The sequence below is a fragment of the Actinocrispum sp. NPDC049592 genome (genome assembly GCF_040675465.1).
Classification (GTDB): domain Bacteria; phylum Actinomycetota; class Actinomycetes; order Mycobacteriales; family Pseudonocardiaceae; genus Kibdelosporangium.
This window is the reverse complement of sequence record NZ_JBFAPA010000002.1, coordinates 393,710-411,936: the sequence shown is the minus strand read 5'-3', so window position 1 is coordinate 411,936 and position 18,227 is coordinate 393,710. Positions and strand designations below refer to the sequence as shown.

Annotated in this window: 17 protein-coding genes; 9 read left to right on the top strand and 8 right to left on the bottom strand. The window is 70.3% G+C overall.

What is annotated here, in order from left to right:
• Positions 1 to 134 precede the first annotated feature (134 nt).
• From rapZ to AB0J95_RS08530, 7 genes are all read right to left on the bottom strand, one after another.
• Positions 135 to 992 carry an RNase adapter RapZ gene (rapZ, locus tag AB0J95_RS08560; RefSeq protein WP_364755023.1) on the bottom strand — a complete coding sequence of 286 codons (858 nt, stop codon included), beginning with the start codon at positions 990 to 992 and terminating at the stop codon, positions 135 to 137.
• Positions 993 to 1,047: 55 nt separating this feature from the next.
• On the bottom strand, positions 1,048 to 3,027 hold the full coding sequence (uvrC, locus tag AB0J95_RS08555; protein WP_364754278.1) for an excinuclease ABC subunit UvrC: 1,980 nt from the start codon (positions 3,025 to 3,027) through the stop codon (positions 1,048 to 1,050).
• A 79-nt stretch (positions 3,028 to 3,106) separates the two neighbouring features.
• On the bottom strand, positions 3,107 to 4,231 hold the full coding sequence (locus tag AB0J95_RS08550) for a 5-methyltetrahydropteroyltriglutamate--homocysteine S-methyltransferase (protein WP_364754275.1): 1,125 nt from the start codon (positions 4,229 to 4,231) through the stop codon (positions 3,107 to 3,109).
• Positions 4,232 to 4,348: 117 nt separating this feature from the next.
• Entirely contained in the window at positions 4,349 to 6,205 is a 1,857-nt protein-coding gene (locus tag AB0J95_RS08545) for a glycosyltransferase family 39 protein (RefSeq protein WP_364754272.1), read from the bottom strand.
• A 34-nt stretch (positions 6,206 to 6,239) separates the two neighbouring features.
• Entirely contained in the window at positions 6,240 to 7,439 is a 1,200-nt protein-coding gene (locus AB0J95_RS08540; RefSeq protein ID WP_364754270.1) for a bifunctional glycosyltransferase family 2/GtrA family protein, read from the bottom strand.
• Between the two features lie 56 nt (positions 7,440 to 7,495).
• On the bottom strand, positions 7,496 to 8,977 hold the full coding sequence (locus tag AB0J95_RS08535) for an ATP-binding protein (protein WP_364754268.1): 1,482 nt from the start codon (positions 8,975 to 8,977) through the stop codon (positions 7,496 to 7,498).
• Positions 8,955 to 9,680 carry a response regulator transcription factor gene (locus AB0J95_RS08530; protein WP_364754265.1) on the bottom strand — a complete coding sequence of 242 codons (726 nt, stop codon included), beginning with the start codon at positions 9,678 to 9,680 and terminating at the stop codon, positions 8,955 to 8,957. The genes AB0J95_RS08535 and AB0J95_RS08530 overlap by 23 nt, the downstream gene beginning before the upstream one ends.
• Positions 9,681 to 9,855: 175 nt before the next feature.
• Here AB0J95_RS08530 and AB0J95_RS08525 point away from each other — a divergent pair, with 175 nt between their 5' ends.
• The 8 genes from AB0J95_RS08525 (at position 9,856) to AB0J95_RS08490 (ending at position 16,198) form a co-directional block, all read left to right on the top strand.
• Entirely contained in the window at positions 9,856 to 10,464 is a 609-nt protein-coding gene (locus AB0J95_RS08525; protein WP_364754263.1) for a hypothetical protein, read from the top strand.
• Position 10,465: 1 nt separating this feature from the next.
• Positions 10,466 to 10,705, top strand: coding sequence for a hypothetical protein (locus tag AB0J95_RS08520; RefSeq protein WP_364754260.1), 240 nt, complete (start codon positions 10,466 to 10,468; stop codon positions 10,703 to 10,705).
• The gene (locus AB0J95_RS08515) at positions 10,702 to 11,583 is read left to right on the top strand and encodes an FAD:protein FMN transferase (RefSeq protein ID WP_364754257.1); all 882 of its coding nucleotides are present in this window, start codon (positions 10,702 to 10,704) and stop codon (positions 11,581 to 11,583) included. Before AB0J95_RS08520 ends, AB0J95_RS08515 begins: the two co-directional genes overlap by 4 nt.
• The gene (locus AB0J95_RS08510) at positions 11,574 to 12,113 is read left to right on the top strand and encodes a ferric reductase-like transmembrane domain-containing protein (protein WP_364754254.1); all 540 of its coding nucleotides are present in this window, start codon (positions 11,574 to 11,576) and stop codon (positions 12,111 to 12,113) included. The genes AB0J95_RS08515 and AB0J95_RS08510 overlap by 10 nt, the downstream gene beginning before the upstream one ends.
• Entirely contained in the window at positions 12,110 to 13,201 is a 1,092-nt protein-coding gene (locus tag AB0J95_RS08505; RefSeq protein WP_364754252.1) for an NADH-ubiquinone oxidoreductase-F iron-sulfur binding region domain-containing protein, read from the top strand. The genes AB0J95_RS08510 and AB0J95_RS08505 overlap by 4 nt, the downstream gene beginning before the upstream one ends.
• On the top strand, positions 13,198 to 13,404 hold the full coding sequence (locus AB0J95_RS08500) for a ferredoxin (RefSeq protein WP_364754250.1): 207 nt from the start codon (positions 13,198 to 13,200) through the stop codon (positions 13,402 to 13,404). Before AB0J95_RS08505 ends, AB0J95_RS08500 begins: the two co-directional genes overlap by 4 nt.
• Before the next feature lie 102 nt (positions 13,405 to 13,506).
• Positions 13,507 to 14,688, top strand: a complete 1,182-nt coding sequence (locus tag AB0J95_RS08495) for an FIST N-terminal domain-containing protein (protein WP_364754247.1) — start codon at positions 13,507 to 13,509, stop codon at positions 14,686 to 14,688.
• 1 nt (position 14,689) lies between these two features.
• Complete coding sequence (locus AB0J95_RS08490; RefSeq protein ID WP_364754246.1) at positions 14,690 to 16,198, top strand: sensor domain-containing diguanylate cyclase; 1,509 nt, start codon at positions 14,690 to 14,692, stop codon at positions 16,196 to 16,198.
• A 104-nt stretch (positions 16,199 to 16,302) separates the two neighbouring features.
• Here the strand turns inward: AB0J95_RS08490 and AB0J95_RS08485 are convergent, their stop codons facing one another.
• A complete protein-coding gene (locus tag AB0J95_RS08485; RefSeq protein ID WP_364754243.1) occupies positions 16,303 to 17,424 on the bottom strand; it encodes an NAD(P)/FAD-dependent oxidoreductase in 1,122 nt (373 codons plus the stop codon).
• A gap of 63 nt (positions 17,425 to 17,487) precedes the next feature.
• On the opposite strand from AB0J95_RS08485, the gene AB0J95_RS08480 reads away from it, so the two are divergent.
• The gene (locus AB0J95_RS08480; protein ID WP_364754241.1) at positions 17,488 to 18,159 is read left to right on the top strand and encodes a TetR family transcriptional regulator; all 672 of its coding nucleotides are present in this window, start codon (positions 17,488 to 17,490) and stop codon (positions 18,157 to 18,159) included.
• Positions 18,160 to 18,227: the final 68 nt, after the last annotated feature.

Sequence of the window (18,227 nt, the reverse complement as noted above, 5' to 3'; positions counted from 1 at the left end):
GTGGGGTCTGCCCGTTCGCCCGGCCCGACCCGGACTGCCTTTCTGTCACCCGCGCCCCAAATCCCTTTTCATCGAAGCAAACCAGCCCGCCCGCGCCGTCGCGTCGGATTGCGCGGCAAACCGCCCGAAAGTACTCACTCGCGCCCGAGGTCGCGGTGCACCACCTTGACCGCCACTCCGTCCTCTTTGGACAACCGGGTCGCCAGTTCCTCGGAGATGGCGACGCTGCGGTGCTTCCCGCCGGTGCAGCCCACCGCCAGCGTGAGGTACCGCTTGCCCTCCCGCCGGTAGCCCGCGCCGATCAGCCGCAGCAGCTCGTGGTAGCGCTCGAGGAAGTCCTCGGCACCCTCCTGGGACAGCACGTAGTTGCGCACCTCGGCGTCCAGGCCGGTCTGCTCGCGCAGCTCCGGGATCCAGAACGGGTTGGGCAGGAACCGCACGTCCATCACCAGGTCGGAGTCCATCGGCAGGCCGTACTTGTAGCCGAAGGACAACACGGTCACCCGGGTCTGGGTCTCGGTGCCGCCGCCGAACGCGTCCTCGATCTTGGTGCGCAGCTGGTGCACCGACAGCGACGTGGTGTCCAGCACCAGGTCGGCGGTCTCGCGCAACGGCGCCAGCAGGTGCCGCTCGGCCTTGATGCCGTCGGCCAGGCGCCCGTCGCCCTGCATCGGGTGGCTGCGCCGGACCGCCTCGAACCGCCGGATCAGCAGCTCGTCGGTGGCCTCCAGGAACAGCACCCGCGGCTTGTACCCGCGCGCGTCCAGGTCCTTGATGATCGCGGACAGGTCGTCGGTGAACGCGCGGCTGCGCACGTCCATCACCACGGCGACCTTGGTGATCGCGCCGCGCGCCTGCACGCCAAGCTCCACCATGGTGGCGATCAGCTCGGGCGGCAGGTTGTCCACCACGAACCAGCCAAGGTCCTCCAGGCACTTGGCGGCCGTGCTGCGGCCGGCGCCGGACAGGCCGGTCACCACCGCCACTTCGATTCCGGTCTTGCCGGCCCCGGTCCGGCCGGTCTGGCCGGTGTCGTCTTCGGACACGTCAGTTCCCCTCTGGTTCCCGTGCTGAGCTTTCCGCCGGTTTGTCGGCGGTCAGGGCGGCCGCCACGGCCTCCGCGGTGCGCCGGCCCACGCCCGGCACGCCGCTGATCTCGTCGATACTCGCCGCCCGCAGCCGTTTCAGCGAGCCGAAATGCTTGATCAGCGCGGTCTTGCGGGCCTCGCCGAGCCCGGGCACGGTGTCCAGCGCGGAGGTGGTCATCCGCTTGGCCCGCTTCTGCCGGTGGTAGGTGATGGCGAAGCGGTGCGCCTCGTCACGCACGCGTTGTAAGAGGTAGAGCGCCTCACTGGTGCGCGGCAGGATGACCGGCTCGCTGTCGGCCGGCAGCCACACCTCCTCCAGGCGCTTGGCCAGCCCGACCACGGCCACGTCCGCGATGCCCAGCTCGGTCAGCACGTCGGCGGCGGCGTTGGCCTGCGGGCCCGCACCGTCCACGACCAGCAGGTTCGGCGGGTAGGCGAACCTGCGCGGCTTGCCGGTCTCCGGGTCGATGCCCGGCGTCGGCCCGGCCTGCACGGCCTCCCGCTCGGAGGGTGGCTCGTTCAGCATCCGGGCGAACCGGCGGCGGACGACCTCGGCGATGGACGCCACATCGCCCTCGGTGGCCGCCTCGCGGATGGCGAACCGCCGGTACTCGGACTTGCGGGCCAGGCCGTCCTCGAACACCACGAGTGATGCGACGACGTCACTGCCCTGGATGTGACTGATGTCCACACATTCGATACGTAGCGGAGCCGTGTCCAGGCCCAACGCGTCCTGCAACTCCTGCAGGGCGGCCGAGCGGGCGGTCAGGTCACCGGCGCGCTTGAGCTTGTGCTGGACGAACGCCTCCTTGGCGTTGCGCTCGACCGTCTCCATCAGCGCGCGCTTGTCGCCGCGTTGCGGGACGCGCAGCTGGACCCGGGATCCGCGCAGGCCGCTGAGCCATTCCGCGATGGCCTCGTGGTCGTCCGGCAGCTCCGGCACGAGCACCTCGCGCGGCACGGCGGTGCTCTCGATGCTCTCCGTGCTGTCGTCGGCGTCGGCCTGGTCGCCGTAGAACTGGCTGAGGAACTGGTCGACCAGGCCGTCCGTGCCGGTCTCCTCGACCTTCTCGATCACCCACCCGCGCTGGCCGCGGACACGTCCGCCGCGCACGTGGAACACCTGGACGGCGGCCTCGAGGTCGTCCTGCGCGAACGCGACGACATCCGCGTCGGTGCCGTCGCCGAGCACGACCGCCTGCTTCTCCATCGCGCGGCGCAGGGCGGACAGGTCGTCGCGCAGCCGGGCCGCGCGCTCGAACTCCAGCTCGGCGGACGCCTCGTTCATCTCGCGTTCGAGGCGTTTCATCATGATGTCGGTGCGGCCGGCGAAGAAGTCGCAGAAGTCCTCGACGATCTGCCGGTGCTCATCCGCGGTGACCCGGCCCACACACGGCGCCGAGCACTTGCCGATGTCCCCCAGCAGGCACGGCCGCCCGATCCGGGCCTGGCGGCGGAACACATCCCGCGAGCAGGTCCGCGCCGGGAAGACCCTCAGCAGCAGGTCGAGCGTCTCCCGCAGCGCCCACGCATGCGCGTACGGCCCGAAGTAGCGGACCCCCTTGCGGCGCGCGCCCCGGTAGACGTGCAGGCGGGGGAACTCCTCGTTCATCGTGACCGCGAGCACCGGGTAGGACTTGTCGTCCCGGTAGCGGACGTTGAACCGGGGATCGAACTCCTTGATCCAGTTGTACTCGAGCTGCAGCGCCTCCACCTCGGTGGACACCACGGTCCACTCCACCCCGGCCGCTGTGGTGACCATCTGCGCGGTGCGCGGATGCAGCATCGTCACGTCGGCGAAGTACGAGTTCAGCCTGCTCCGGAGACTCTTGGCCTTGCCCACGTAGATCACGCGGCCGGCGGAGTCCCGGAACTTGTACACACCAGGGGCGTCCGGGATGGTTCCCGGCGCAGGTCGGTAGGTCGACGGATCGGCCACCCACCAAGCCTATGCGCAGCCACCGACACCCAGACGGGTGACCGCCGCACCTACATGATCACCAGGCCCTTCGGGTGGGTCAGCCCCAGACGGCGGCGGCGGTTTCGGCGATGAGGGTCAGTTTGGCGACCTGTTCGTCGTAGGTGAGGGTGTTGCCTTCGACGGTCGAGGAGAAGCCGCATTGGGGGGACAGGCAGAGTTGGTCGAGGGGGACGTACTTGGCGGCCTCGTCGATGCGGCGGCGGAGGTCGTCCTTGCTCTCGAGGGTGCCGCGTTTGGTGGTGACCAGGCCGAGGACCACCTGTTTGCCGGGTGGGACGAAGCGCAGCGGTTCGAAGCCGCCGGACCGTTCGTCGTCGTACTCGAGGAAGAACCCGTCGACGTTCAGCTGGGTGAACAGGGCCTCGGCGACGAAGTCGTAGCCGCCTTCCGCGACCCAGGAGGAACGGAAGTTGCCCCGGCACATGTGGGTGGTCACGTGCAGGCCCTCGGGACGGTCGGCGAGGGCGGCGTTGATCTGGCGGATGTAGCGCTCGTGCTGGTGCAGGGCGTCGCCGCCGCGGGAGGTGACCATCTCGCGCTGTTTGGGGTCGTTGAGGTAGGCGAGGCTGGTGTCGTCGAGCTGGAGGTACGTGCAGCCGAGGCCGGCGACCCGCTGGACCTGCTCGGCGTAGGCCGACGACAGGTCGGTCCAGAACTCCTCCTCGTCCGGGTAGACGTCCGGGGAGATCGCCGCGCGGCCGCCGCGGTAGTGGATCATGCTCGGTGACGGGATGGTCAACTTGGCGGTCTGCGAGGCGGACACGGTGTCCCGCAGGAAGCTGAACGCGTCACCGAAGATGGTGTCCCGCAACGTGATCCGCCCGTCGACCCGCAACGCCGAGGCCGCGAACTGCAGCACCCCGGAGGCGTTGCGGAACTCGACCTGGAGCTTCTCGTCGAGCTTGCTGACCCCGCCCAGCGCGTAGATGAAGTCCATGTGCCAGGAGGTGCGCCGGAACTCCCCATCGGTGGCGGTCCGCAGGCCCACGTCCTCCTGCATCCGCACGACCTGCCGGATCGCGTCGTCCTCAGCCTGCCGGAGCGAGTCCGCGCCAATCTCGCCGCGCGCGTGCTGCTCCCGGGCGGCGAGCAGCGCGGCGGGCCGCAGCAGACTGCCCACGTGGTCGGCGCGGAACGGTGGCGTGGTTCGGACGGCTGACATCGTTGAAGCCCTCCTCGCAGTCGAAAAGAAACTGGATGAGCTCTCAACTTAGTCCGTTGGACGCCACCGAGTCAGCGGGAGCGGAAACGTGGTTTCCGCTCCCGCCGCTGCCGGGGGTTATTTCGTGAGGTCGTAGACCGTCTGGCCGCCGATCGTCGTCGCGGTGTAGTTCTCCGCGACCCAGGCGGAGATCTCGCTGTTGCCGCCGCCCGGGCCACCACCGCGGCCGCCCGCGATGAAGTAGTGGATCTGGCCGCTGGCGACGTACTGCTGGAACTCGGCCAGGGTCGGCGCCGGGTCGCTGCCGGTGAACCCGCCGATGGCCATCACCGCCTTGCCGCTGGCCAGCTGCAGGCTCGCCGAACCCTGCGAGCCCATGCTCGCCGCGGCCCAGCGTTCCGTGGTCGCCTTGAGGGCCTGCACCAGCGCGGTGTCCGCGGACTCCCCGCCAAACCCGCCGAACCCGCCGGGGCCGCCGCCGAAACCGCCCATGCCTTCCCCGCTGGGCCCGGAGATCGGGATCGACCCGGTGTGCGGCTGGGCCGCGGTGTCCACGGCGTAGGCCGCGGTCCCGCCGATCCCGGCGAACAAAGCCACCGCGAGGACCACAGTGGCAAACCGGCGGCCGCCCCACGCGATCACCCCGGAGATGAACAGCCCGGCGATGAGCAGGGTCCAGCGCAACGCGGGCAGCCAGGTCCCGGTCCGGCTCAGCAGCACGAACGACCACATCGCGGTCGCCATCACCATGGCCGCCAACGCGAACCGGGCGCCTGGGTGCTGCCTGCCCTGCCAAAGCTTGACTGCGGGGATGCCGATCAGCGCGGCGATCCCGGGAGCCAGCGCGACCGCGTAGTAGGGATGCACGGTGCCCTGCATGTAGCTGAACACCAGCGCTGTCACCAACGTCCAGCCGCCCCACAGGATCAGCGCGGCCCGGGTCCGGTCGGTGCGTGGCGCCCGGCGGGTGAACCACAGCCCGGCCACCAGCCCGATCAGCGCGGCGGGCAGCAGCCAGGAGACCTCGGTGCCGAAGGACGCGCCGAACATCCGGCCGATCCCGGCCTCGCCACCGAACGCGGTGTTCCCACCACCGCCGAAACCACCACCGCCGAAACCACCGCCTCCGCCGCGGTTGCCCTCGCCGCCGAAGATCCGGCCGAGTCCGTTGTACCCCAACGCCAAATCGAGCACGGTGTTGTTCGTCGACCCGCCGATGTACGGCCGGGAGGACGCGGGCCACAGGTCGGCGACCGCGATGTACCAGCCCGCGGACACGACGACCGCGAGAACGGCACCGCCGAGGTGCAGCAGCCGACGGCCGAGACCGGTGGGCGCGGCGATCAGGTACACCAGGCCGAACGCGGGCAGCACCAGGAACGCCTGCATCATCTTGGCCAGGAACCCGAACCCGACCGCGACCCCGGCGAGCATCAGCCACCTCGGGCTCGCCTTCTCGGTAGCCCGCACCACGCAGTACGCGCCCGCCACCAACAGCAACACGAGCAGCGCGTCCGGGTTGTTGAACCGGAACATCAACGCCGCCACCGGAGTCAGCGCGAGCGCGGCCCCGGCGAGCAGCCCAGCCACCGGACCGGACCAGCGCTTGACGGCCGCGTACAGCAACGCCACCGCCCCAACGCCTTCCAGCGCCTGCGGAACCAGCATGCTCCAGCTGGAGAACCCGAAGATCCGCCCGGACAACCCCATCACCCACAACGAGGCCGGCGGTTTGTCCACGGTGATGGCGTTCCCGGCGTCGAGCGAGCCGAAGAACCACGCTTTCCAGCTCTGCGTGCCCGCCTGCACGGCCGCGGCGTAGAAACTGTTGGCGGTCCCGGAAGCCCCGAGATCCCACAAGTACAGGACCGCGGTCCCGATGAGCAGGGCCCAGAACGACGGCCGCACCCAGCTGGGCTGGGTCGCGACCGGCAGTGCCCGGTCCCGTGGCGCCGCGTCACGTGTGATTGTCATGGCGGACATCAGGTTTCTCCTCAACGAAAGTCGATCAGTGACGGGCGCGGAACACCCAGCCGCGCAACAGCAGGAACCGCAGCAGGGTCGCGGCGAGGTTGGCCGCCACCAACGCCATCAGCTCGATCACCCGGCTCGCCGGCGGCAGCAAGGCAAGCGCGCCGCTGGTGAGCCCGAGGCCGAGCGCGAACACGATCAAGCCCTGGAACTGGTGCCGCACGGCACCACCAGACCCTCGGACGCCGAACGTGAGCCGCCGGTTGGCCGCCGTGTTGCCGATCGCGGTCACCAGCAGCGCCACGAGGTTCGCGGCCTGCGCGCCCATCCCGTTGCGCAGCCACACGAACAGCAACAGGTACGCGACCGTGCTGACGATCCCGATGGCGCCGAACCGGACCAGCTGCCGCAACAGTCCATTCTGGACTTCAGGCTCACGGCCGAGCTGGTCCCGCAACCGCGCCAGCGGGATCGCACCGGTGGCGAACCCCTTGACCAGGCGGGCGATTCCGCGCAGATCGGCGAGAGCTGTCGAGACGATGTCGACCCGGCTGTCCGGATCGTCGACCCAGTCCACCGGCACCTCGTGGATCCGGGCACCGGACCGCTGGGCCAGAACCAGCAGCTCGGTGTCGAAGAACCACCCGGTGTCGATCACGTGCGGCAGCAGCTCGTGCGCCACATCCGCGCGGATGGCCTTGAACCCGCACTGCGCGTCGGAGAACCGGACCGCCAAAGCGCCGCGCAGCACCAGGTTGTAACAGCGCGAGATGAACTCGCGCTTGGCGCCGCGCACGACGCGGGCGCCACGGGCGAGCCGGCTGCCGATGGCGACGTCCGAGTGCCCGGAGATCAACGGCGCCACCAAGGGCGACAACGCCGCCAGGTCGGTGGACAGGTCGACGTCCATGTAGGCCAGGACTTCCGCGTCCGAGGCGAGCCACACCGTGTGCAGCGCCCGGCCGCGGCCCTTCTGCTCCAGCCGGACCGCGGTGACCTCGGGCAGCCGTGCGGCCAGGTCCTCGGCGACCGGCCAGGTGCCGTCGGCGCTCGCGTTGTCGGCGATGGTGATCCGGAAGCTGTACGGGAAGTGGTCCGTGAGGTGATCGCGCAGCCGCCGGACACACGGTTCGAGGTCCCGTTCCTCGTTGTGGACCGGGATGACCACGTCCAGGACCGGTGCCGCGCCCGCGGTCTGCACCGGGCGGCGCGCCTGCAGAGGTGCGATCGCTGTCATGCCACCAACGATCGCGGGTCTTCCTGGGTGGTCGATGTGCTGAACCTGTGTGTCAGCTATGCGCTGGGCAACCGCACGGTGAACCGGGTCGCGCCGGGCCGGCTGGCCAGGCTGATCTCGCCGTGGTGGGCGTGCACGACCGCGGCCACGATGGCCAGCCCGAGGCCGGTGCTCCCGGCCGCGCGCGAGCGGGAGCCGTCCCCGCGGGCGAACCGTTCGAAGACCTCGTTCTGCAGGTGGTGCGGGATTCCGGGGCCATTGTCGGTGACCGCCAGCTCGACCCATTCGTCCACAGTGGACAGACTGGTCAGCACGGTGCTGCCCGGCGGGGTGTGGGTTCGCGCGTTGGCGAGCAGGTTGGCCAGCACCTGGTGCAGCCGCAGTTTGTCGCCGCGCACGGCAAGGGGTTCCGCGGGCAGGTCGAGCCGCCAGACGTGCTCCGGCCCGGCCGCGCGAGCGTCGCTGACCGCGTCCACCACCAGCTGGGAGATCTCGACCTGTTCCTGGTCGAGCGGGCGCCCGGCGTCCAGCCGCGCCAGCAGCAGCAGGTCCTCCACCAGGCTGGTCATCCGGATCGCCTCGGACTCCACGCGGCTCAGCGCGTGCGCGACCTCGGGCGGGAGCTCGTCCTGGCGGCGTTCGGCCAGCTCGGCGTACCCGCGGATAGCCGCGAGCGGGGTGCGCAGCTCGTGGCTGGCGTCCGCGACGAACTGCCGCACGCGCATCTCGCTGGCGTGCCGCACGGCCAGGGCGTTGCCGATGTGGCCGAGCATCCGGTTGAGCGCCGACCCCACCTGGCCGACCTCGGTCCGGGGATCGGTGTCGGCCTCGGGCACCCGCACGGACAACGCGATCTCGCCGCGGTCCAGGGGCAGTTCGGCGACGCGGCTCGCGGTGGCGGCGACCCGGGTGAGCGGCCGCAGAGTCCGCCGGATGATCAGCGCACCGGCGACACCGGTGATCACCAGGCCGGCGAGCGACACCCCGCCGAGGATGAGCGAGATGGTCAGCAGCGTGGACTCGGTGGCCTGCAGCGGCAGCCCGGTGATGAGGGTGTCGCCCCGGCGGCTGGTGACCGCCACCAGCCGGTACGCCTCCAGGCCGCCGGGCAGGTCGAAGGTGTGCGGGCGGCCGTCGGGCGGCACCTCGTGCAGGCGGTCGAAGACCTGCTGGCTGAGGGCGCTCGGGGTGGCGGTGCCCGGCTCCAGCCGGCCGCCGACGTCGTCTCCGGACGCCCGCAGCAGTGCGCTGAGCGTGCCCGGGGCCTGGCCGCCGACGCCGATCGGTGGCCCGGGCTGCCCTTCCCCGGGTCCGTTTCCCATCCGGCCGAGCCCGGGCGGACCGCCGCCGTCGAGGCCGGTGATCGCGCGGTTGCTCGACCCGACCACCTGCTCGTCGAGCCGGTCCATCAGCAGCGCGCGCGTCGCGAACACCGTGGCCACGCCGATCACCAGGCACACCAGGGCGAGCAGGGCCAGCTGTTCGGCGATCAGCCGGGCGCTGAGCGTGCGCCGCCTATCCCGCAGGTTTGAGAACATAACCGGCGCCGCGCATGGTGTGGATCATCGGCTCGCGGCCGGAGTCGATCTTCTTGCGCAGGTAGGAGATGTACAGCTCGACGATGTTGGCCTGGCCGCCGAAGTCGTAGCTCCACACCCGGTCGAGGATGTGGCTCTTGCTCAGCACCCGGCGGGGGTTGCGCATCAGGAACCGCAACAGGTCGAACTCGGTCGTGGTCAGCTGGATCTCGGTGCCGCCGCGGGTCACCTCGCGGGCGTCCTCGTCCAGCACCAGGTCGCCGACCACCAGCAGCGAGCCGGACCCGGCCTCGGCCACGCCGGTCCGGCGCAGCAGCGCCCGCAGCCGCAGCACGACCTCCTCGATGCTGAACGGCTTGGTCACGTAGTCGTCGCCGCCCGCGGTCAGCCCGGCCAGCTTGTCCTCGATCGCGTCCTTGGCGGTCAGGAACAGCACGGCGATGTTCGGCGTGTTCGCCCGCATCCGGCGCAGCACCTCGAGGCCGTCCAGGTCGGGCAGCATGATGTCGAGCACGACGACGTCCGGCCGCAACTCCCGGGCCTCCTTGACCGCGGCCAGGCCGTTGTGCGCGGCCCGCGCCTCCCAGCCCTCGTAGCGCACCGCGAGTGTGACGAGCTCGGCCAGCGTCGGCTCGTCGTCGACGACGAGGACGCGGACCGGGCTGCCGTCCGGGCGGCGGAGCTGCGGGCGCTGGGGGTTCATCGGCACTCCTCCATCCTCAGCGGCCTCAGTGTGCCCCGGCTGTGAGGTTCCTGTGTATCAGCTGTGCGCCGTTTCGCCAGCTGACCGCGCTCATAGCCCTCGCCCAAGGCAGACACAGCGGACACACAGGCACGCCGCTGAACCTGGTCGGGCACGACTCGAACAGGAGGACGAGATGACCGAGCAGCAGCACACCACCCCGGTTCCGCCCGCCGACCAGGAACTCGCCTGGGGCGGCCGGCAGCCGCGGCGGCCGAAGCAGAAGTGGTCCGGCAAGAAGACCGCGGCGGCGATCGCGATCGCGGTGGCCGTCGCCGGGGCCGGCGGTGTCGCGGTCTACGCGGCCAGCGGGTCGGCGGGCGCGGCTTCGCCGTCGATGGGCGGTCCCGGTGGGATGGGTGGGATGGGTGGCCCGCGTGGCGGCATGGGCGGCCCCGGCGGCGGCCTGATGAACGCGGTGCACGGCGAGTTCACCATCTCCGACGGCAACGGCGGCTACAAGACCGAGCTGATGCAGACCGGTCAGGTCACCGCGATCAGCAGCACGTCGGTGACCGCCAAGAGCGCGGACGGCTACACGAAGACATACACGATCAGCAGCAGCACGACGTTCGGCAACGGATCCGTGTCGGACATCCAGAACGGCGACACGGTCATGATCACCGCCACGCCTTCGGGTGAGGCCGCCACGGCCGACACCCTCATCGAACGCGACCAGAACGCCCAGGGCGGACCCGGCGGTGGCATGCCGCCCGGCAATGGCCAAGTTCCGCAAGGAAACTGACGTGGACGCCCGGGAGAACGGCCGGCGCAACGTCGGACTGCTGACCGCGGCTCTGGCGGCGGTCGGTGTGGCCGGGACCTTCGGCGTGGTCGCCATCGTGCACAACGCCGACGCGACCACGACCACGACGTCCACATCCTCGGATTCCTCGAATTCGTCTACTTCGGACAGTGGCGTGTGGTCCGGCGGGAATGTGTCGTCGGGCGGCGGTCACGCTCAGGCCCAGTCGGGTGCGTCATGATCCTGGCTACCGGACCGGATACCTCGGAGTGGCCGGTGTGGACGACCACGGCCCGGATCGTGGTGACCGAACCCCGGGCGCTGAGCGAGGCGGCCACTCTGGTCAAGGCGATGCTGGCCGAGATCGACCGCGCGGCCAGCCGGTTCCGCCCGGACTCCGAGCTGAACCGGGTGCCCGCGGGCGTTGCGACGCAGGTCAGCCCCCTGCTGGCGGAGATGGTCCGGGTCTCGTTGTCGGCTGCGGACCGGACGCGCGGCGCGGTCGACCCGACGGTCGGCGCGGCGATGGTAGCCCTGGGGTATGACCGTGATCTCGCGGAAGTCTTGGCGGACAAGGGAAAGCCGCGGGTCACGGTCGTGCCGGGGTGGCGGTCGGTCCACCTGCGCGGTACCGAACTGACCGTGCCGCGCGGGGTCGTGCTCGATCTGGGCGCGACCGGGAAGGCGTTCGCGGCCGACCGATGTGCCCGGCTGATCAGCCAGTTGTGTCACATCGGCGTCCTGGTGAGTCTCGGTGGTGACATCGCGACCGCCGGTCCGGCACCCGATCGGGGCTGGCAGGTCCACCTCGAGGGCACCGATCAGGTGATCTCGTTGCCCGCCGGGGCCGCGATCGCCACCTCCAGCACGGAATCGCGGACCTGGCGCCGGGACGGGCGGGTGCTGCACCACGTCCTCGATCCCTCGACCGGGCTGCCCGCGCGGCGGATCTGGCGCAGCGCGAGCGTTGTCGCGGACCGGTGTGTGGACGCGAACATGCTGTCCACGGCCGCGCTCGTGTGGGGCGGCTCCGCGCCCCGGAAGTTGCGGGAGTTCGGGGTTCCAGCGCGGTTGACCGCCGCCGACGGGTCCCCGCGGTTGTTGGGCGGATGGCCGTGAACGAGGCGCTGTGGTACCTCGGGCGCGGAACGGGCTTGATGGCGTTGCTGTTGTTGAGCGTCGCCACGGCTTTGGGCATCGCGACGAGTACCGGACGGGTGCTGCCGGGGTTGCCGCGGTTCGCGGTGACCGCGTTGCACCGCAACGCCGGCCTGACCGCGGTCGTGTTCGTGATCGTCCACATTGGAACGTTGCTGCTCGACCCGGAGGCGCAGTTACGCCTGGTGGACGTGATTGTCCCGTTCGTGGGTGACTACCGGCCGTTCTGGCTGGGACTGGGCACGTTGGCGTTCGACCTGTTGCTGGCAGTGATGATCACCAGCCTGTTGCGTCAGCGGATCGGGTGGAAAGTGTGGCGGATCGTGCACTGGGCCGCCTATGCGCTGTGGCCGGCCGGGTTGCTGCACGCGATCGGCACGGGCACCGACGCCACCCAGGTCTGGTACTGGATCGCCGCCGCCCTGTCGGTGATCACTGTCGGCGCCGCGTTCCTGTGGCGGCTCGTCCCCACCGGAGGAGGAAGAGCATGAAAACCCTGGTCGCCCGGGTCCTCACCGCGCCACGCGCGGAAGTCCCGTGGCAGGGCGGGCCGGGCCGGTTGATCGCACTCGCCCAGGAGGCGGGCCTGACCGGCCGCGGCGGCGCCGGGTTCCCTGCCTGGCGCAAGCTCACCGAGGTCGCGACCGCGCACCGCCCGGTCGTGGTGGCCAACGCCGCCGAGGGTGAACCGGCCAGCAGCAAGGACGCGGAGTTGCTCGCCCGCAACCCACACCTGGTCCTCGACGGCCTGCAGCTCGCGGCCGAGGCCGTCGGCGCGGCGAAGTGCCACCTCTACGCGTCGCGAATCAGCGCCGGGCACGCACGCCATGCATTGGACCAAAGAAAAGACCGCTGGCCAGTCACCATTGTCGAGGCACCCGATCTGTTCGTCGCCGGTGAAGAATCCGCGGTTTTGTCCGCTGTAGACGGTAAGCGGGCACTCCCCCGCGACAAACCAAAGCTCCCGGTACATCAGGGATTCTTGGTACAGAATGTAGAAACGCTCGCACACCTGGCCTTGATCGCCCGGCACGGCCCGTCCTGGTTCCGCCGTGAAGGAACCCGGGACGAGCCCGGCACGTTCCTCGCCACGCTGAGCGGGGCCGTGGCGAACCCGGGCGTGCACGAGGCCCCTTTCGGCATCCCACTGAACGAATTGCTCCAGCCGGCCGAGCCCATACAGGCCGTCCTGGTCGGCGGCTACCACGGCCGATGGGTGCCGTGGACAAGCGAACCCGTGTCGCGGCCGGGCGCGGGCGTGTTCGTCGCGTTGGCGGAATCGGTGTGCGGCCTGGACTTCAGCGCGCAGGTCCTGACGTATCTGGCCGGGCAGAGCGCTCGTCAGTGCGGGCCGTGCCTGAATGGGTTGCCGCGCATCGCGACCCTGCTGACCGCGGTGGCGCGACGGCGAGCGACAGCCGGCACGGTCACGGATCTGAACACATTGGCCGGTTTTGTCATCGGCCGCGGCGCGTGCCGTCATCCCGATGGCAGCGCGAGGTTTCTGCACAGCACGCTGACCACATTCGATCATGAGATCGCCGCACACCTGCGCGGGACCTGCCGGAGCCGTAGATGAGCCGCCTTCACGTTGACTGGACCGCATGTGCGGGCCGCGGCCTGTGCCATGAACTGTTGCCCGAGGTCCTCGGCAGCGACCCGTGGGGCTACCCCGTGCCGCGGGACGGCAGCCGGGAACCCGAGGTCCCAGAAGGACTTCGCCAGCACGCGAACACCGCCGTGGCCCTCTGCCCTAGACTGGCCATCCGGCTGATCAGTTGACCGGATTGCTCCATTCGTGGTTTCAGCGCACGTCGCTGCGGCCACTCAGGGATCCGACGACTACGGTGATGCACCTGGCGAAGCGGCCTTCTGGAGGCGCACATGGGTGAGACCGGGTCTCACGACCGGCGATGGATGGGTGTCGCCCGATCGGGGGACACTGACTCACGGACGGCGGGATCGGACGCTGCCCTGGAGGCGATCACCGGCCCGGATCCGAAGCTGCTGATCGTGTTCTTCTCGATCAGCCACGATCCGCACGCCCTGCTCGACGGGATCCGGGCGGCCGTGCCGGACATCCCCATCGTCGGATGTTCCACGCACGGCGAGATCGCCCCCGGCGGCCCGACCGACGGAACCGTTGTGGTGACCGCGATCGGCGGACCGGGCCTCGCCGTGTCGACCGCCGCCGTGCGGTCGGTGTCCGGGCGGCAGCGTGAGGCGGGCGCGGAGATCGCGCAGTGCGTCGCGCAGGTGCCGGACCTGCCGCACCGCGTGCTGATGATGCTCACCGACGGCAAGATCCGCGAGCAGGAGACCATCCTGCGCGGCGCGTACGGTGTGCTGGGCGCGAGCATCCCGTTCGTCGGCGGCGCGGCGGGCGACGGCTGGCGGATGGCCAACACCCTGGTGCTGCACGACGACCAGGTGCTGACCGACGCGGTCGTCGGCGCCACGATCGCCTCGGAGGCGCCGCTGTCGGTGGCGTTCGGGCACGGCTGGCAGAAGACCGGCGAGCCGATGATCGTGACCAGCAGCCACGACGGCCGCGTGTTCACATTGGACGACAAGCCGGCCATGGACGCCTACCTGGACCGGCTGGGCGCGCCGATCGAGGCGTACACCGACGCGGAGGCGTTCCGCGACTTCGCGCTGGCGCGGCCGCTGGGTGTGCAGCGGCGCAGCGGGGTCGAGGCGCGCAACCTGTCCACCGGGATCGACCTGGAGGGCCGGTCGATCGGCAGCGCGGGCGCGATCGACCACGGCGGGCTGACCTGGGCGATGACCGGCGACGAGACCTCGATCCTGGCCGCCACCGACACGGTCTGCGAGAACGCGCTGGCCGAGCTGGGTGAGCGCGAGCTGGTCGGGATGATCGCGTTCAGCTGCGCGGCGCTGCGGGCGGTGCTCGGCGACGACGGCATCAAGCGGGAGAACGAGCGGATCGCCAAGTGGGTCCGCGACGCGCCCTTCGCGGGGTTCTACACCTATGGGGAAATCGCCCGGATTCGTGGCATCGACGGCTTCCACAACCAGACCCTCGCGGTGTTGGCTATCTCCTGAGATGACCGACGACGAAGACGGTTGGATTCACGGCCAGCAACTCCTCGAACTGCTGGCCGTGGTCTCGTCGTACCCGGACGAGGACTCCGCGATCCGCGGCGCGGCCGAACGCGCGGCGCAGGCCCTGGAAGCCGAGGTGGCGGCGGTCGTGTTCGGCGACCGCGTGGCAGCCTCGGTCGGCTTCCCGCTCGGGCACGTGCCCGAGGCCGAGCTGGTCGCGGTCGCCCGCGGGGAACAGGAGAAGCTCGAGGTCCCCGGGGTCGGCGACTGCGAGACCGTGTCCGCCAAGTGGGGCGGCACGCACCCGGGCAACCTCCTGCTGGCCCGGTGGGGCGAGAGCTTCACGGTGCAGGAGCAGAGCCTGGTCCGCGGCATGGCCAGGTTGCTGGAGCTGACCCTGACCATGCTGCGGACGTTGCAGCGCAGTGAGCGGCAGGCGGCGGAGAACGCCGAGCTGCTGAACTCGTTGCGGCAGCGGCAAAGGCTCGTGGAGCACCTGTTCGAGATCCAGCGCGCCATCTCCCGGCGGCGGCCGCTGCAGCAGATCCTCGACATGATCACCAAGGCCGCGCAGGACCTGCTCGGTGACGAGATCGTGGGTCTGTGGCTGCGTGAGTCGCCGGACGGGGTCGATGCCAAGCTGGTCGCGTACGTCGGCCTGCGCGCCGAGATGGCCCGGCACCGGCCCGTCCTGCCGTTGGTCGAGGCGGGGTCCGCGGGCGAGGCGATGCTCACCGACGACGTCGTTGTCCTGCACGGGTATGCGGAGACCTCGACGTTGATCGCGGAGCTGACCGACGGCCGGCTCTGCGCCTCGATGGCCGCGCCGGTGCACGACAGTGGCACGGTCACCGGCAGCCTGATGGTCGGCTCCCACCGCCAGACCCGCGCCTACACGGCCTCGGATGTCCAGACGCTGCGGGCGTTCGCCGAACACGTGTCGCTGGCCCTGACCGACGCGAACACCGTCGACCGCATGTACCAAGCGTTCCACGATTCCCTCACGGGCCTGGCCAGCCGCGGCCTGTTCCTCGAGCAACTCGCGAAACGCCTCGGCGCCGCCGAACACGAGACCAAGCGGATCGCGTTGCTGTTCATCGACCTCGACCGGTTCAAGGCCGTGAACGACACCCTCGGCCACGCCGCCGGCGATGACCTCCTGACGATCACCGCCGGCCGTCTCAAGGCCCAGCTGCGCGCCACCGACGTCGCGGCCCGGTTCGGCGGCGACGAGTTCGCGGTGCTCCTGTACGGCGTGGCCACCGCCGCCGACGCCGCCCGCGTCGCCGAACGCATCCTCCGCACCCTCGGCGAGCCGATGCCCATCGCCGGTCGCCAGCTACGGGTCAACGCCAGCATCGGCATCGCGCTGAGCACCCCCGGCATGCCCGACCCAGCCGACCTCATGCGCCGCGCCGATGTCGCGATGTACCAAGCGAAACGCAACGGCCGCGGCCGCCTGGAGATCTTCGCCGACGAGATGCTGCTGTCCTTCCCGCATGAGGTTTGACGCCGGACTTCAGCAACACCCGCGCCCACAGGCCGGGCCTGCTGTCCGTCCTCCGGACCGCGGTCATCGGCGTGCCTGCTGAGCTTGCCGCACGAGGCTGACACCTAGTCCTGGCCGGTGAACATGGCGAGGAGCCTGTCGGGGATGTCGTCGCCGAACAGGCTTTCCTTGAGCAGGTCGCCGTCGAGGGCGGCTTCGCTGCCGCGGACGAACATCGCCTCCTCGTACTCCGCCAATGCGGCCTCGATGTCGTCGGGGTGGGTGGCCAGGAGTTTGCCCAGTTCCGCGCCGTCGAGCATGGCGAGGTTGGCGCCTTCGCCGTTGGGTGGGGCGAGGTGGGCGGCGTCGCCGACGAGGGTCACACCCGGGACACGGTCCCACCGGTGTCCGATCGGGAGGGTGTAGTGCGGGCGGTGGACCAGTGGGGTGTCGCCGTCGGTGATCAGGGCGGTGAGTTCGGGGGCCCAGCCCTCGAATTCAGCGGCGATCCGGGCCTTGGCCGTGGGGGTGTCGGTGAAGTCGATGGCGGCGAACCAGTCCAGCGACTGGGTGAACTCCACGTAGGTGTGCAGGGTGTCGCCGCTTTCGCGGTGGGCGAAGATGCCCTTGTCCTTGGCCGGGACGATCAGCATCCCGCCGCCGACCGCCTTCGCCGCGGCGGGGTGCCGGGTGTCGGCGTCGTACAAATACGTCTCGACCATCGACGTGCCGTTGTACTCGGGCGTGGCGGAGGACAGCAGCGGCCGGACCCGTGACCAAGCCCCGTCGGCGCCGACCAGCAGGCGAGTGACGACGGTGCTGCCGTTGTCGAACGCCACCTCGTAAGAGTCGCCGAGGGCGCGGACGCTGCTTACCTTGTGCCCCCACCGCACGGTGCCGGGCGGCAGCGAGTCGATCAGCATCTGCCGCAGGTCGGCCCGCTGTATCTCCGGACGCCCGCCGGTGCCGTCGTCGTCCTTCGAGTACAGCAAGCCGCCGTCCCGGTCGAGGATCCGGATCGCCTGCCGGCCCTCGACGATCAGGCCGCGGAACTCGTCCATCAGCCCGGCCGCCTCGACGGCGAGCTGTCCGTTGTAGTCGTGGATGTCGAGCATCCCGCCCTGTGCGCGTGACGTCGGCGACGGCTCGGCTTCGTAGACGGTGGCCGGGATCCCGTGGACGTGCAGGACGCGGGCCAGTGTGAGGCCACCGAGCCCGGCGCCGGCGATCGTGACTGGAGTGTTCATGACGTACCCCCTTCGCTCTGGAATGACATTCCAATCTTGGAACGGCATTCCAGATGTGTCAAGATGACCCGCGTGACACCACGAACGCGCCGGTCGGAAGCGCTCTCCCGGGAGCGGATCGTCGAGGCGGCCATCGAGCTGCTCGACACCGTGGGCGAGGACCGGCTGACGTTCAAGGTGCTGACCGAGCGCCTCGCCACCGGCGCGGGCGCGATCTACTGGCACGTCGCCAACAAAGGCGAGCTGCTCGACGCCGCGACCGAGGCTGTCATCGCCGCGGCTCTGACCATCGAGCCCGCCGGATCGCCCAGGGCCGACATCCACGCGGTCGCGCTAGCCCTGTTCGAGGCGATCGACGAACACCCCTGGCTGGCCACTCAACTCGCCCTGCAGCTGTCCCGCAGTCCATCGGGGACGGTGACCCCGCGGATCTTCGAGAGCATCGGCCGCCGGGTCAGCGCGTTGGACGTACCCGAGAGCACCTTGTTCACCGCGAGTTCGGCGTTGATGCACTACATCCTCGGCGCGGCGGGTCAGAACGCCGCCAACGCCCGCTTTCTGGGGCCGGACGGCGACCGCGCGGAGTTCCTCGCCGCCGCGTCGAAGGCATGGGAGGCGCTCGACCCCGAGGAGTACCCGTTCACCCGCGCGATCGCGGCCCAGATGCGCGACCACGACGACCGCGAGCAGTTCCTCGCCGGGATCGACCTCATCCTCACCGGCATCCGCTCCTGACTACGGGGCCATTGGGGTTCCTGGGTGGGGTTCCCGCTGTCCAGAGTGGGGAAAAACGCCCGCGAAGG

Excerpts from the sequence above, each read along its gene's own strand:
- AB0J95_RS08550 (WP_364754275.1), bottom strand. The coding sequence starts at position 4,231 with ATGTCAGCCGTCCGAACCACGCCACCGTTCCGCGCCGACCACGTGGGC.
- AB0J95_RS08545 (WP_364754272.1), bottom strand. The coding sequence starts at position 6,205 with ATGACAATCACACGTGACGCGGCGCCACGGGACCGGGCACTGCCGGTC.
- AB0J95_RS08540 (WP_364754270.1), bottom strand. The coding sequence starts at position 7,439 with ATGACAGCGATCGCACCTCTGCAGGCGCGCCGCCCGGTGCAGACCGCG.
- AB0J95_RS08535 (WP_364754268.1), bottom strand. The coding sequence starts at position 8,977 with ATGTTCTCAAACCTGCGGGATAGGCGGCGCACGCTCAGCGCCCGGCTG.
- AB0J95_RS08530 (WP_364754265.1), bottom strand. The coding sequence starts at position 9,680 with ATGAACCCCCAGCGCCCGCAGCTCCGCCGCCCGGACGGCAGCCCGGTC.
- AB0J95_RS08525 (WP_364754263.1), top strand. The coding sequence starts at position 9,856 with ATGACCGAGCAGCAGCACACCACCCCGGTTCCGCCCGCCGACCAGGAA.
- AB0J95_RS08515 (WP_364754257.1), top strand. The coding sequence starts at position 10,702 with ATGATCCTGGCTACCGGACCGGATACCTCGGAGTGGCCGGTGTGGACG.
- AB0J95_RS08510 (WP_364754254.1), top strand. The coding sequence starts at position 11,574 with ATGGCCGTGAACGAGGCGCTGTGGTACCTCGGGCGCGGAACGGGCTTG.
- AB0J95_RS08505 (WP_364754252.1), top strand. The coding sequence starts at position 12,110 with ATGAAAACCCTGGTCGCCCGGGTCCTCACCGCGCCACGCGCGGAAGTC.
- AB0J95_RS08500 (WP_364754250.1), top strand. The coding sequence starts at position 13,198 with ATGAGCCGCCTTCACGTTGACTGGACCGCATGTGCGGGCCGCGGCCTG.
- AB0J95_RS08495 (WP_364754247.1), top strand. The coding sequence starts at position 13,507 with ATGGGTGAGACCGGGTCTCACGACCGGCGATGGATGGGTGTCGCCCGA.
- AB0J95_RS08490 (WP_364754246.1), top strand. The coding sequence starts at position 14,690 with ATGACCGACGACGAAGACGGTTGGATTCACGGCCAGCAACTCCTCGAA.
- AB0J95_RS08485 (WP_364754243.1), bottom strand. The coding sequence starts at position 17,424 with ATGAACACTCCAGTCACGATCGCCGGCGCCGGGCTCGGTGGCCTCACA.
- AB0J95_RS08480 (WP_364754241.1), top strand. The coding sequence starts at position 17,488 with ATGACCCGCGTGACACCACGAACGCGCCGGTCGGAAGCGCTCTCCCGG.